The organism is Actinoplanes sp. NPDC051851 (assembly GCF_040681165.1).
GTDB lineage: Bacteria > Actinomycetota > Actinomycetes > Mycobacteriales > Micromonosporaceae > Actinoplanes.
Genome location: NZ_JBFAYF010000031.1, coordinates 49,165 through 61,768, shown reverse-complemented (window position 1 = coordinate 61,768; position 12,604 = coordinate 49,165). Strand labels below are relative to the sequence as shown.

Annotated in this window: 12 protein-coding genes and 2 riboswitches; of the genes, 3 read left to right on the top strand and 9 right to left on the bottom strand. The window is 69.1% G+C overall.

Going from position 1 to position 12,604, the window contains the following annotated elements; genetic code table 11:
* Nucleotides 1-4 precede the first annotated feature (4 nt).
* The 4 genes from AB0M08_RS27100 to AB0M08_RS27085 all read right to left on the bottom strand — a co-directional run bounded on the left by AB0M08_RS27100 (nt 5) and on the right by AB0M08_RS27085 (nt 2,822).
* Complete coding sequence (locus tag AB0M08_RS27100; RefSeq protein WP_364498753.1) at nt 5-1,102, bottom strand: AAA family ATPase; 1,098 nt, start codon at nt 1,100-1,102, stop codon at nt 5-7.
* Nucleotides 1,099-1,728, bottom strand: coding sequence for a nicotinamide riboside transporter PnuC (gene pnuC, locus AB0M08_RS27095; protein ID WP_364498750.1), 630 nt, complete (start codon nt 1,726-1,728; stop codon nt 1,099-1,101). Before pnuC ends, AB0M08_RS27100 begins: the two co-directional genes overlap by 4 nt.
* A 43-nt stretch (nt 1,729-1,771) precedes the next feature.
* A complete protein-coding gene (locus AB0M08_RS27090; protein ID WP_364498748.1) occupies nt 1,772-2,131 on the bottom strand; it encodes an Atu4866 domain-containing protein in 360 nt (119 codons plus the stop codon).
* Between the two features lie 118 nt (nt 2,132-2,249).
* Nucleotides 2,250-2,822: a TetR/AcrR family transcriptional regulator gene (locus tag AB0M08_RS27085; RefSeq protein WP_364498924.1), complete on the bottom strand. Its 573-nt coding sequence runs from the start codon at nt 2,820-2,822 to the stop codon at nt 2,250-2,252.
* A 226-nt stretch (nt 2,823-3,048) separates the two neighbouring features.
* Here AB0M08_RS27085 and AB0M08_RS27080 point away from each other — a divergent pair, with 226 nt between their 5' ends.
* Nucleotides 3,049-3,945: an ABC transporter permease gene (locus tag AB0M08_RS27080; protein WP_364498745.1), complete on the top strand. Its 897-nt coding sequence runs from the start codon at nt 3,049-3,051 to the stop codon at nt 3,943-3,945.
* Complete coding sequence (locus tag AB0M08_RS27075) at nt 3,938-4,708, top strand: ABC transporter ATP-binding protein (protein WP_364498742.1); 771 nt, start codon at nt 3,938-3,940, stop codon at nt 4,706-4,708. Before AB0M08_RS27080 ends, AB0M08_RS27075 begins: the two co-directional genes overlap by 8 nt.
* A gap of 73 nt (nt 4,709-4,781) precedes the next feature.
* Here AB0M08_RS27075 and AB0M08_RS27070 read toward each other — a convergent pair whose 3' ends face one another.
* Entirely contained in the window at nt 4,782-5,750 is a 969-nt protein-coding gene (locus tag AB0M08_RS27070; RefSeq protein ID WP_364498739.1) for a hypothetical protein, read from the bottom strand.
* 71 nt (nt 5,751-5,821) lie between these two features.
* Nucleotides 5,822-5,957: riboswitch (cyclic di-AMP (ydaO/yuaA leader) on the bottom strand.
* A gap of 207 nt (nt 5,958-6,164) precedes the next feature.
* Nucleotides 6,165-6,301: riboswitch (cyclic di-AMP (ydaO/yuaA leader) on the top strand.
* A 3-nt stretch (nt 6,302-6,304) separates the two neighbouring features.
* Between AB0M08_RS27070 and AB0M08_RS27065 the strand changes: the two genes are divergently transcribed.
* Complete coding sequence (locus AB0M08_RS27065) at nt 6,305-7,348, top strand: hypothetical protein (RefSeq protein WP_364498736.1); 1,044 nt, start codon at nt 6,305-6,307, stop codon at nt 7,346-7,348.
* A 70-nt stretch (nt 7,349-7,418) separates the two neighbouring features.
* On the opposite strand, the gene AB0M08_RS27060 is transcribed toward AB0M08_RS27065, so the two are convergent.
* The 4 genes from AB0M08_RS27060 to AB0M08_RS27045 all read right to left on the bottom strand — a co-directional run bounded on the left by AB0M08_RS27060 (nt 7,419) and on the right by AB0M08_RS27045 (nt 12,507).
* Complete coding sequence (locus tag AB0M08_RS27060) at nt 7,419-9,785, bottom strand: glycoside hydrolase family 65 protein (protein WP_364498733.1); 2,367 nt, start codon at nt 9,783-9,785, stop codon at nt 7,419-7,421.
* A 32-nt stretch (nt 9,786-9,817) separates the two neighbouring features.
* Entirely contained in the window at nt 9,818-10,558 is a 741-nt protein-coding gene (locus tag AB0M08_RS27055) for a beta-phosphoglucomutase family hydrolase (RefSeq protein WP_364498921.1), read from the bottom strand.
* A 91-nt stretch (nt 10,559-10,649) separates the two neighbouring features.
* Nucleotides 10,650-11,057, bottom strand: coding sequence for an ATP-binding protein (locus AB0M08_RS27050; RefSeq protein ID WP_364498730.1), 408 nt, complete (start codon nt 11,055-11,057; stop codon nt 10,650-10,652).
* A 166-nt stretch (nt 11,058-11,223) separates the two neighbouring features.
* A complete protein-coding gene (locus AB0M08_RS27045) occupies nt 11,224-12,507 on the bottom strand; it encodes an ABC transporter ATP-binding protein (RefSeq protein WP_364498727.1) in 1,284 nt (427 codons plus the stop codon).
* Nucleotides 12,508-12,604: the final 97 nt, after the last annotated feature.

The window sequence follows — 12,604 nt, the reverse complement described above, 5'->3', positions numbered from 1 at the left end:
GCCCCTAACGTTCGGCTACCATCCCGCTACCGTTAGCGCTTAGCGGTGGTGTGAAGCGCCACCCCCGGGCGATCAGCTCATCGACCGCGCGGACGGCGCCTTGCAGGCGCTTTCGGAAAGACCCACCCAGTTCCAGGTACGGCGTACCGCCCACCGCCAGCTCGGTGCGGAAGCGCTCGGTCATCCACCCCCGCAGGTGCTCGCCGTCGCGCAGCCCGTCATCCTCGAACGGCACCCCGGCGGCCTCGGTGAGCAGGTAGAGATCCGGGTCACGGACCAGCTCGCGCACCTTCACCGAGGTGCTGCCGAGATACCGCTCCTCCCAGATCGTGGTGGCGAACGCGTCGGTGTCACCGAAGAGCACCGGCGAGCCGGAGCGGGCCGCCGCGTCCTCCGCCGCGCGCTGCTCCTCGGCCACCGCGACGAAGTCGTCCCGGTCCCAGACCACGTCGAAGACGGTCGCCGACGGGCGGGATTCGCGCAGCACGGCCAGCTTGCGCTCGGTCAGCTCCCGGCCGTACTCGGGCACCCAGCGGGTGGTGGACCAGACGCCACCGCGGGTCCGGTAGTGGCGGGCCAGGGCGCGCGCCATCGCGGTGGTGCCGGTCGACTCGGCGCCGACCACGATGACCCGGCGGGTCAGCCAGGCGCGTGCGCCCGGGCCGAGGTGTTCCCAGTACGCGACCGGATCGGCCCGGATCGCGGTGCCGGAGACCGGTACCCGCGCCCGGCCCGGGTCGACCAGGACCGCCCCGGCGCCGAAGCGGCGGGAGAGCTCCGCGCCGTACGCCTCAGAACTGAAGACGACGTCCACCCGGTCGGCGCCGACCGCGGCCCGGAACACCCGCATGTGCAGGTCCCAGACGGCCGGATCGGCGTAGTCGATCGGATGATCGTCGTACACCCCGACGAAGCGGACGTGCGGACCGTGCGCCTCGCGGAGCCACTCCAGCCGGAGGTCCAGCGGGATGCTCTCGGCCGAGGAGGGCGCGACCACCACGGTGACCCGATCGCAGGCGTCCGCGGCGGCGTCGATCAGCGCGTGGTGCCCGGCGTGCGGCGGGTAGAACTTGCCGACCACCAGACCGTGCCGGTACCTCACGCCGGGACCGCAGCGTCGCGCTGGGCCCGCAGCACGCCCCGCCAGGAGCGCAGACCGGCGACGCAGAGGGCCATGAAGGCCACGTAGAGGATCGCGGTGAGCCAGAGGTTCTTGTAGCCGTAAAGCGGGATGTAGACCACGTCGGCGGCGATCCAGAGCCACCAGCTCTCCACCAGCTTGCGCGTCTGGCCGTACGTGGCGACCAGCGAGACCGCCGTGGTGAGCGCGTCGGCGAACGGCACGGTGGAGCCGGTGAGCCGGTCCAGGAAGAGCCAGAGCCCGCCGGTGAGCACGACCCCGGCCACCGTCAGCCAGAGCCACTCGGTCCGCGTGGTGGTCCGCACCACGAGGCTGGTGCGGTCGGCGCCGCCGTAGAGCCAGGCCCACCAGCCGTAGAGCCCGAGAACGACGTAGACGACTTGGAGGCCCATGTCGGCGTAGAGGCCGGCCGCGCCGAAGACGACCATCAGCAGCAGGACGTTGAGGACACCGATCGGCCAGTTCAGGATGTTCTGCCGGACCAGCAACCACACGTTGAGCAGGCCGGTCGCGAAGCCGAGCACCTCCGCCCAGGTGGTCGCCACGCCGAACGCCGTCACCGCCGGACCGTTCAACCAATCGATCATCGTCTCAGCATCGCGGGCGGCGGCCCGCCGCGGAAGCGGATTCTCAGTCCGGGAGCAGCCGGTGCCCGGCCATCTCGAGCTCCCCCTCGTAGACGACGACCGGGGTGGGCAGTCCGCTCTCGTCGTGCAGCACGATCGACGCACCCTCGACCCGGTAGGTGCCCCGGGCCGGCCGGCGGCGACCGGCGACCGCACCGGCGTACGTGCCGTCGGTACGCAGGGAGAGCCGGACCACGCCGTCGGGACTGCGCCACCCGCCGACCACCGCCGCGTCGGTCACCACCCGGGGACGGCACTCGGCCGCCAGCGCTCCGGCCGTGTCGTGGCCGCCCATCGCGATGGCGAGCAGGGCGGTCGCGTCCAGCACGGTGGTGTCGACGCGGACGTCGGTGGCAGAGGTCATGAGGCCGGCTCCACGGGGGTCGGGGACGAGGCGGTCGGCCTCTTCCTTCGGCCCCGGCGCACCCGACCGCAGGAAACCTTGAGTTGCGGTCGGGTGCGAACCGGTTGACATCCGGATCTCAGTCCGGCGGGGTGGTCGCCCTCAGCGAGGCCAGGATCGCTTCGGTCAGCTTCTCCAGGTAGTCGTCGCCGACCGGCTGCCGGGCCACCGCGAGACGCCAGTAGAGCGGACCGAGGATCAGGTCCACGGCGACCGCCGGGTCCGTCCCCTCGGGCAGCTCGCCCCGGGCGATCGCCTGGCCGACCAGCTTGTCACCGACCGCCTCCTGATGCGTGCGCAGGACACGCTGGAGGGTCTCGGCGATCTGTGGGTTACGGGCCGCCTCGGCCATCAGGTCGGGGATGATCTGAGACGCGATCCGGTGCTGCAGAGCACGGCTCACGATCATCATCAACAGCTGGAGATCACCGGCAAAAGAGCCGGTGTCCGGAAGTGGCACTTTCCTACCCGCCACATCGGAGATGATCTCCAGTACCATCTCCAGCTTGTTGCTCCATCGGCGGTAGATCGCGGTCTTGCCCACACCGGCACGGCGTGCCACGGCCTCGATCGAAAGCCGGCCGTAACCCACCTCTGCCAGCTCGTTCATGACCGCGTTTCGGATCGCCGCGGTGATGTCTGTCCGGAGCACCGCCGCTCCGGCTGGTGCGCGCTTAACTGTCGCCACGCGTACGACTATAACGCTACGACGTAACGGTTGCGTTCCGCCGTTTGGTCAGCTAGCGTCACAGCCGCGTCGATACGAACCCGTTCCATCGGCGCCGGCGGTCACCCTGTCATGCTTGCTAGCTGTGTTCTCGCGCAAGCAACCGGAGTCCGCCGCCACCTACGGGCCGACTAGATCGGAGCACCACCCCATGCCAGAGACGGCGGTTGCCGAGTCCGGCACCGAGCTCTCCGCCAAGGAGCTGGCTCGGCGCCACGGACTGTCCTCTTCCGGACGGCGGATCCGCCTCCCGGAGTACACACGTCAGCTGTGGCGGTACCGGCATTTCATCTCGGCACATGCCCGGGCGAAGACCTCCTCGGCGCTGGGCCAGACCAACCTCGGCACGCTGTGGCAGGTCCTGACCCCGATAATCAACGCCGCCGTCTACTACGTCATCTTCGGCGTGGTGATCGGCACCCGCGGCGGGGTGGACAACTTCATCCCGTACCTCTGCATCGGCGTCTTCGTCTTCGGGTTCACCCAGTCGGTGGTCAACTCGGGCATCAACGCGATCACCGGCAACCTCGGACTGATCCGGGCGCTGCACTTCCCCCGTGCCAGCCTCCCGCTCTCGGTCGCCCTGGTCGAGGCCCGCAACTTCCTCACCGCGCTGGTGGTGCTCTTCGGCATCGTGCTGATCAGCGGTGAGCCGATCAACCCGGAGTGGCTGCTGGTCATCCCGGCGCTGGTGCTCCAGGTGGTCTTCAACACCGGCCTGGCGATGGGCATGGCCCGCCTCGGCTCCAAGATGCGCGACATCAAGCAGCTGATCCCGTTCATCATGCGGTTCTGGATGTACGGCTCGGCCATCCTCTACCCGGTCACCCGCTTCACCGAGCACCTGCACGGCTGGAAGCTGGCCCTCGTCGAGGCGAACCCGCTGCTGGTCTTCGTCGAGCTGTTCCGGCACGCGCTGATGGAGAACGTGGTCCTGGCCGGTACGCCGACCCTGCTCTGGACCGAGGCGGCCGTCTGGGCCGCGGTCGTGGGTCTCGGCGGCTACGTCTACTTCTGGCGCGGAGAGAAGGGCTACGGCCGTGGCTGACATCGAGCACGTCCCCACCGTCATCGCCGACAACGCCCACGTGATCTACAAGGTCCGGGGCGGCGGCAAGAACAACCAGAGCCCGCTCGCCAGCCTCAAGAAGATCGTCACCCGGCAGAAGGAGGCGAACGTCCGCGAGGTGCACGCCGTCAAGGGTGTGAGCTTCGTCGCCTACAAGGGTGAGGCGATCGGCCTGATCGGGAGCAACGGCTCCGGCAAGTCGACCCTGCTGCGCGCGGTGGCCGGGTTGCTGCCGGTGGCCCGCGGCGCGATCTACGCGGCCGGCCAGCCGTCCCTACTGGGCGTGAACGCGGCCCTGATGAACGACCTGCCCGGCGATCAGAACGTCGAGCTGGGCTGCCTCGCCATGGGCATGTCGCCGGCCGACGTCAAGGAGAAGAAGCAGGGCATCATCGACTTCTCCGGCATCAACGAGCGCGGCGACTTCTCCTCGCTGCCGATGCGGACCTACTCGTCCGGCATGGCGGCCCGGCTCCGGTTCTCCATCTCGGCGGCGAAGCTGCACGACGTGCTGCTGATCGACGAGGCGCTGGCCACCGGTGACGCGAAGTTCCGCAAGCGCAGTGAGGCCCGGGTTCGCGAGCTCCGCGAGCAGGCCGGCACGGTCTTCCTGGTCAGCCACAGTGAGCAGTCGATCCGGGACACCTGCGAGCGCTGCATCTGGCTGGAGTCCGGACTGATCCGGGCGGACGGCCCGACCGACGAGGTCATGAAGGAGTACGACGCCTTCAACAAGCGGTAACCGCACCACGAGAAGGAGAGAGCCCGGGGTGCCGATCGCCCCGGGCTCTCTTTCGTGTCTCGGTCGGGTCCCGTCAGGTCACCGAGAGATGCACGTGGTTCGTGTGGTCGGTCGACGGTGTCCCGCCGGCCCCGGAGTACGACTTCCAGCCGCTGCTCGGCAACCAGATCCGCTTGAACCAGATCACGTAGAGCACCCCGAGCGTGTCGGAGTTCTTGATGAAGTAGTTCGCCAGGTTGTTGCCGTACGTCTTGCTGGCGCCGGTGGCGACCCCGCCGAAGCCGTTCTTGTCGGCGGCGAAGTCACAGGCCCGGCCCTTCGGATGCTCACCGCTGTTCTGGTGCCGGAAGCACGCGACGTACCGGGTGAACCCGTCCTTCTGGGCCTGCTTGAGGGCGTACAGCAGGCGCGGCGTGATGCAGCCGGTGGTGGTCGGGTCGTTCTCGGTGCACCCGCCGGCGAGGCTGCCGGAGGGCTCGTCGGCCGAGGCACTGTCCCCGCTGCCGCTGTCGCCGTCGGCGTCGTCACCCTGGTTCGCGTTCTTCAGGGCGGTCTCGACCTGCAGCTTCTTCTTGGCCATCACGTTGACCTGCTTCTGCTGGTCGACGATGGTGGCCTCGATCGCGGTCTTGGCCTTCTGCTGGCTGGTCAGCGTGGTCCGGAGATCGGTGATCGCCTGGTTCTGCTGGACCGCCACGGTGCCGAGCGTGATGGCCCGGTCCAGGAAGGCGCCCGAGGAGTCCGCGGTGAGCAGCGCGCTGATCGGGCCGAGCCGGCCGGTCGTGTACGCCTGGACCGCGATCTGGTCCAGCGCCGCCTGCTGCGGGCCGATCGACGCGTCCAGCGTCTTGATCTCGGCGGCCAGCTTGGTCTGCTGCGCCTTCGAGGTCTTCAGCTTCGCCTTGGCCTCGACGTAACCCTTGGAGGCGGAGTCGAGTTGTTCGAGCAGGGACTTGGAGCCGCCCTCACCGTCGTCACCCGATTCACCGGGCGCGGCGAGCGGGCGGGGCGCGGCGGAGGCCGGCGTCGCTATACCGGTCACCCCGCATGCGGCAAGGAGGAGAGCGAAGATCGCCACCCACCGTCGCCGCGCAGGTACTGACTGCACAGGCCATTTCCTTCCGTCGGCCGCCGGCCGGGTTAGCTGACGGGTTCGGGACGAAGGAAATCCCTACCGCACGTGGCGGATTCACCCCGGAAGAAATGGTTCCCCGGCTCGCCCACTCGGGCGATTAGGCGGCGGTCCCCGGGTGGGAACCGAACCGACCATACCCACTCGATCGAGGAATCGACAGTTCTCGTACGCATGGCGACAGGGCAATCACATGACGTCACCTAACTACGGAAAGTCGTTGACCGGTAACGATTTTAGCCATTTCTTCGGTCGTCATGGATGGCGATATCTCGGGTAAACTCTTCGCCGGTCCTGCCCGGACGGCACCGCCCCCGAGTTGCCGGCAGGCCACCGCCCAATCGCCCCGCAAGGGCGAGCCGGGGACCCAGGTCACTGGGGTGAATCCGCCTCGCGCGGTAGGGATCTCTTCCGTCCCGAACCCGTCAGCTAACCCGGTCGGCGGTGACAAGGAAGGATTGTTGATGACCGCACGTCCCCGCCGGTGGCTGATATTGGCCCTGGCGCCGCTCGTGGCGACCGCGTTCCTGGTGGCACCCTCCGCACCGGCGAGCGCCGCACCGAGCGCCAGCTCCTCCACCAGTTCCGAGGAGGACGAGGAGGAACAGCCCGACCTCCTCTCCGACCAGCTCGAAGCGACCAACCGGCGGTACGTGAACGCCAAGGCCGCGGTGACGAAATCGCAGAAGGCGCAGAAGACGCTGGCCACCAAGATCTCGGACGCGGAGAAGCGCCGGGACGCCCTGGTGCCCGAGGTCAACGCGATCGCCAAGCAGCAGTACCAGACCGGCAACCTGAGCGCGGTCGGCTTCCTGCTCGGCAGCGACTCGTCCCAGGACTTCCTGAACAAGGCGATCTCCCTCGAAGAGATCAACAAGCTGCACGACCAGAAGCTGCACGAGCTGAACACGGCGCTCACCGAGATCACCACGGCGAAGACCGCGCTCGACGCCGAGCTCAAGACCGAGCAGCAGCAGCTCGCCGTGCAGAAGCAGCAGAAGACGTCGGCCGACAAGCAGGTGGCCCTGCTCGGCGGTGACACCGGGATCAACAAGACCATCACGCAGGGCATGGTCGACGCGGTCTCCAAGGTCGCGGATCCGGCGCCGCGCAACGCCAGCGGCGGCTTCTCCGCCGAGTCGTGCACCCAGAACGACCCGACCACCAACGGCTGCATCACCAAGCGGACGCTGCACCTCTACCAGGAGGTGAAGAAGGCCGGATTCAACCGCTTCGTCGGTTGTCACCGGGACGGCGGCCCGTTCGAGCACCCCAAGGGCCGGGCGTGTGACTGGTCACTGCAGAAGAGCGGCTTCTCGTCGGCGCACAACAACGACATGATGCGGTACGGCAACGACCTCACCGCGTTCCTCGTGCGCAACGCCGACCGGCTCGGCATCTACTACGTGATCTGGTACAAGCAGATCTGGTTCCCGGCGACCGGGACCTGGCACGCGTACCACGGTGTGAGCGACCACACCGACCACGTGCACGTCTCGCTGCTCTAGGAAGTACCGAGCACCGATACGAAAGGCCCCCGGCCACTGCGGTCGGGGGCCTTCGTGCGTACCGGGAAGATCAGCTGCTGGTGTTCCGGCGCACCGGGGCGCGGCCCGCCGGCTGAGACGGCGCGGGGCCGACCGGCGCCGCCGGCGGGATGGCCATGGTGACCGGCCGCACCTGGGTCACCTCCAGCTCCTTGCCGTGGTGCAGCAGCGTGAGCCGGGCCGACCCCCCGCCGTTGCGCAGCGAGTAGGTGACCTCGTCGGCGGTCACGTTCACCCGCAGCCGCAGACCCCGCCAGAGCAGCGAGAACTCCAGGTTGTTGATCCGGCTGGGCAGCCGCGGCGCGAACGAGAGCTGCCCCTGGAAGTCGCGCATGCCGCCGAGGCCGGCGACCAGCGCGATCCAGGAACCCGCCAGCGACGCCACGTGGACGCCGTCACGGGCGTTCTGGTGCAGGTCGTGCAGGTCCATCAGGGCGGCCTCGCCCAGGTAGTCGTGGGCCAGCTCGAGGTGCCCGGTCTCGGCCGCCATCACCGCCTGGATGCAGGCCGACAGCGACGAGTCCCGCACGGTCCGGGCGTCGTAGTACGCGAAGTTGCGCGCCTTCTCCTCCGGCGTGAAGGCGTCACCCCGGATGTACATCGCCATGACCAGGTCGGCCTGCTTGACCACCTGCTTGCGGTACAGGTCGAAGTACGGGAAGTTCAGCAGGAGTGGGTAGCCCTCGGGCGGCGTGCCCTCGAAGTCCCACTCCTGCAGGCGGGTGAAGCCCTCGCACTGCTGGTGGACGCCGAGCTCCTTGTCGTACGGGATGTGCACGGCAGCCGCCGCGTCCCGCCAGGAGGCGGCCTCCTCGTCGTTCACCCCGAACGTGCGGGCCAGGTCCGGGTGGCGCTTGCAGGCGTCCACCGCGGCCAGCAGGTTCTGCTGGGCCATCAGGTTGGTGTAGACGTTGTCGTTGACCACCGCGGTGTACTCGTCCGGGCCGGTGACGCCGTCGATGTGGAAGCGCCCGTGCCGGTCGTGGTGCCCCAGCGAGCGCCACAGCCGTGCGGTCTCGACCAGCAGCTCCAGGCCGACCTCACGCTCGAAGTCGTAGTCGCCGGTGGCCTGGACGTACCGCCGGACCGCGTCGGCGATGTCGGCGCCGATGTGGAAGCCCGCGGTGCCGGCCGGCCAGTAACCGGAGCACTCCTGGCCGCGGATGGTCCGCCACGGGAAGGCGGCGCCCTGGAGGCCGAGCGTCTGCGCCCGCTCCCGGGCCAGGTCCAGCGTGGAGTGCCGCCAGCGCAGCACGTCCGCCGCCGCGGAGGGCTGCGTGTACGTCAGTGCGGGCAGCACGAAGGTCTCGGAGTCCCAGAACGTGTGACCGTCGTACCCCGGCCCGGTGAGGCCCTTGGAGCCGATCGGGCGCTGCTCGGCCCTGGCCCCCGCCTGCAGGGTGTGGAAGAGGCCGAAGCGGACCGCCTGCTGCACCTCCGGGTCACCGTCGACGCGGACGTCGGAGTGGTCCCAGAACGCATCCAGGTACTCCTGCTGCTGCTGGACCAGCCCCTCCCAGCCGTCCAGCCGGGCGCTGGCCAGTGCGGCGCCGACCTGGTCGCGCAGGGCGGGCAGCGAGCGCATGCTGGACCAGCCGTACGCCGCCAGCTTCACCACGCGCAACTTCTGCCCCGCCTCGAGACGGCAGGCGACCGTGGTCCGCAGCCAGTCGGGGTGCCCCTCGGTGGTGATGGCGTGCCGGCCGGGCGTCTCGACCAGGTGCTCCATCGCCGCGGCCATCCGCAGGTCGCTGGCCTTGGTGTGGTGCACGAGGATGCCGCCGGTGGGCTGTTCGAGCATCTCCTCGGCCTGCAGCGGGCGGTCCAGCACCGCCGCCACCCGCGGGTCCTTGCTCTGCGGCGGCAGCTGCTCGTTCGCCACCAGCTCGGACTGCAGGATCAGCCGGGCCGCGGTGTCCAGCGGCTCGACCTCGTAGAGGATCGCGACGACGGCTCGCTGGGTGAAGGAGACCAGGCGGATCGTGCGCACCCGGATGCCCTGCCCGGAGGGCGAGACCCACTCGACGACCCGTTCCAGCGTGCCGGCACGCATGTCCAGGGTGCGCTCGTGGGAGCGGAGCTCGCCGTACCGCACGTCGAACGGCTCGTCGTTGACGAGCAGCCGCATGAGCTTGGCGTTGGTGACGTTGACCATGGTCTGGCCGGACTCGGGGAAGCCGTAGCCGGCCTCCGCGTGCGGCATCGGGCGCAACTCGTAGAACGAGTTCAGGTAGGTGCCGGGCAGGCCGTGCGGCTCGCCCTCGTCCAGGTTGCCCCGTATCCCGATGTGGCCGTTCGAGAGAGCGAACACCGACTCGGACTGGGCCAGCAGGTCCAGATCGAGCCGGGTCTCCCGGATGTGCCAGGGGTCAACGGGGTAGGCCCGTTCACGGATCACGGTCGTGCCTCTCGTGACAACAATGTCAATGGTTAGTGCTCGAGCAACTCGGCGAGGTCGGTGACCACGACGTCGGCGCCGTGCGCACGCAGCTCCTCCGCCTGGCCCACGCGATCCACCCCGATCACGATGCCGAAGCCACCGGCACGTCCGGCGGCCACGCCGGCCTGGGCGTCTTCGAACACCGCGCAGCTCTCCGGGGGGAGGCCGAGCAGTTCGGCCCCGCGGAGGAACGTGTCCGGAGCGGGCTTGCCGGGCAAGCCGAGCTCGCGGGCGACGACCCCGTCCACGCGGGCCTCCAGGAGGTCGGCGATGCCGGCCGCCTCCAGGACGTCTTTGCAGTTGGCGCTCGCCGAGACGACGGCGCGCCGGAGACCGGCCTCCTTCGCGGCCTTCAGGTACTCCACCGATCCCGGGTAGACCTGGACCGCGCCCTCCTTGATCTTCTGCAGGACGAGGATGTTCTTGCGGTTGCCGACGCCGTTGACGGTCTCCTGGTCGGGGCCGTCGTCCGGCGTGCCCTCAGGAAGGGTGATACCCCGTGAGGTGAGAAACGTGCGTACTCCGTCGGCGCGCTGCCGTCCGTCGACGTACTTGTGATAGTCGGCGCCGGAATCGAACGGCATAAAGGGCTGGTCATGGTGTTCTGACCACGTTTGCAGAAACTCGTCGAACGTTTGTTTCCACGCGGCACTGTGCACCAGAGCGGTCTGTGTCAGTACCCCGTCGAGATCGAAGAGGCATGCGGTCACCTGCGAAGGAAGTCCGAGCACTCGACCAATGTAGTCGGACGGCAAGGAGAACGAGAGCGGAAGCCCCGGTTCACATTTCCGCGGTGTTTCACAGCGTGTTCGACCTGCTGTTTCAGCTTTCCGGCGTGCCAATCTTCAAGATCATCCGGAGCCCGATCGAGGTGCCGATGGGCCCGGTGGCCGTGGTGACCTCGTCGCACAACTGGTGCGCCAACCACAGCCCGCGTCCCCCGACCTCGTCCGTACCGGGGACGACCGTGCCGTCCCGGCGCCCGTCGGGGATGCCCGGACCCGAGTCGGTGACCACGCACCAGACCGAGCCGTCCTCGACCTTCAGGAGGAAACGGCCGTGCCCGCCGGCATGCAGGATGACGTTGGTGATCACCTCGTTGACCGCCAGCACGTAGCCCGAGAGACGATCACCGGAGAGGCCGACCGGCGGCAGGAGCCGGGCCGTCTCGTGCCGCAGCACGGTGATGTCGTCGTGACCGAAGGTGCGGTCGAGCAGGATGGGGCTCATGGTTTTGAGGGCGTCATCGACCCTCGGCTCACCAATGGGAGCCGAACGCACACTCTGGCCGATCCTGTCCTCCACCGTGGTGCAGCCTACGCGCTGTGGCCGTCCAGTGGCGGGAGGCATCCGTGATCCCGCCCGTAAGTGGCGCCCGCCGTTCACCGGCCCCCGCTCAACGCCACCCGACATCGATCCGGTCCCCCCGCTCGTCGAAGAAGTGCACCGAGTCCATCTGCACCGCCACCGAGAGCGGGTGTCCGTGCGAAACCGCAGGGTACGGGGCCAGGCGTACCGAAAGCTCGGCCGGTTTGCGGTGATGCCGGCCCGGATCGTTGAGCAGGCTCACCTGACCGCCCGGCTCCGGCGCCGCCTCGGCGGCCGGCCGGGAGAGGCGCTGCACCAGCTTCTTGAGCGCGCCCGAACCGGGCTGCCGGCCGGGCGTGGCGCCGGCTATCTCGTCCACCACGATCGCGGTCGCCCCCACGTCCAGGTAGGCCAGCGACTCGTGCCCGTGGTGCTCCAGGTACCGGATCCGGCCGTGCAGGACCGCACCGGGCGTCTCCGGGGTCACCGGGGTGAGCGCCTCGGCCCGGACGCCGACCACGATCCGCTCGCCGTGGTACCGCGCGACCGCCCGCGATCGGGGATCGGACCAGGGCAGGTAGAGCGTCTGCTCGCCGAAGTTGAGCGCGACGTACCGGTCCAGGTGCACGTAGACCTGGGCCTCCAGCAGGTTCATCCGGGGCGAGCCGAGGAAGGCGGCGACGTAGAGCGTGGCGGGGCGTCGGTAGACCTCGGTCGGCGTGCCGAGGTCCTGCAGGATGCCCCGGCGCATGATCGCCACCCGGTCCGCCATGGTCAGCGCCTCGGCCTGGTCGTGGGTGACGTACATGGTCGTCACGCCGAGCTCGCGGGTCATGCTGGTGATCTCGGCCCGCAGTTCGGCACGCAACCCGCTGTCCAGGTTGGAGAGAGGCTCGTCCATCAGGAAGATCCCTGGTCGCCGAACCATGGCCCGGCCCATCGCCACCCGCTGCCGCTGGCCACCGGAGAGCTGACTGGGCCGCCGGCCGAGCACCTCGCCGATGCCGAGCGCACCGGCCACCGCGCCGATCCGCTCCTGCCGCGGGCCCGGCTCGACGCCGGAGAGCTTCAACGGGAAGCCGATGTTGTCGGCCACGCTCATGTGCGGATAGAGCGCGAAGTCCTGAAAGACCATGGCGATGCTGCGGTCACGGGGCGGCAGGTCCAGCACCGGCTCACCGTTGAGCAGGATCTCACCCTGGGTGGGGTCCTCCAGCCCGGCGATCATGCGGAGCACGGTCGACTTGCCACAGCCCGAGGGGCCGAGCAGGACCATGAACTCGCCGTCGCGTACCTCGAGCGAGACGCGGTCGACGGCCATCGTGCCGTCCGGCCAGACCTTGGTGACGTCCTTGAGCGCGACGGTGGACACCGTCAACCTCCCGCAGTCGATTGTGATCCCGGTCCCACGACGGCCGGCAATCGGGTGCTAACTCTGCGAGCACGCCCGGAGGTTTGCCATCGGACGA

Excerpts from the sequence above, each read along its gene's own strand:
- AB0M08_RS27090 (WP_364498748.1), bottom strand. The coding sequence starts at position 2,131 with ATGACCTCTGCCACCGACGTCCGCGTCGACACCACCGTGCTGGACGCG.
- AB0M08_RS27080 (WP_364498745.1), top strand. The coding sequence starts at position 3,049 with ATGCCAGAGACGGCGGTTGCCGAGTCCGGCACCGAGCTCTCCGCCAAG.
- pnuC (WP_364498750.1), bottom strand. The coding sequence starts at position 1,728 with ATGATCGATTGGTTGAACGGTCCGGCGGTGACGGCGTTCGGCGTGGCG.
- AB0M08_RS27050 (WP_364498730.1), bottom strand. The coding sequence starts at position 11,057 with ATGAGCCCCATCCTGCTCGACCGCACCTTCGGTCACGACGACATCACC.
- AB0M08_RS27065 (WP_364498736.1), top strand. The coding sequence starts at position 6,305 with ATGACCGCACGTCCCCGCCGGTGGCTGATATTGGCCCTGGCGCCGCTC.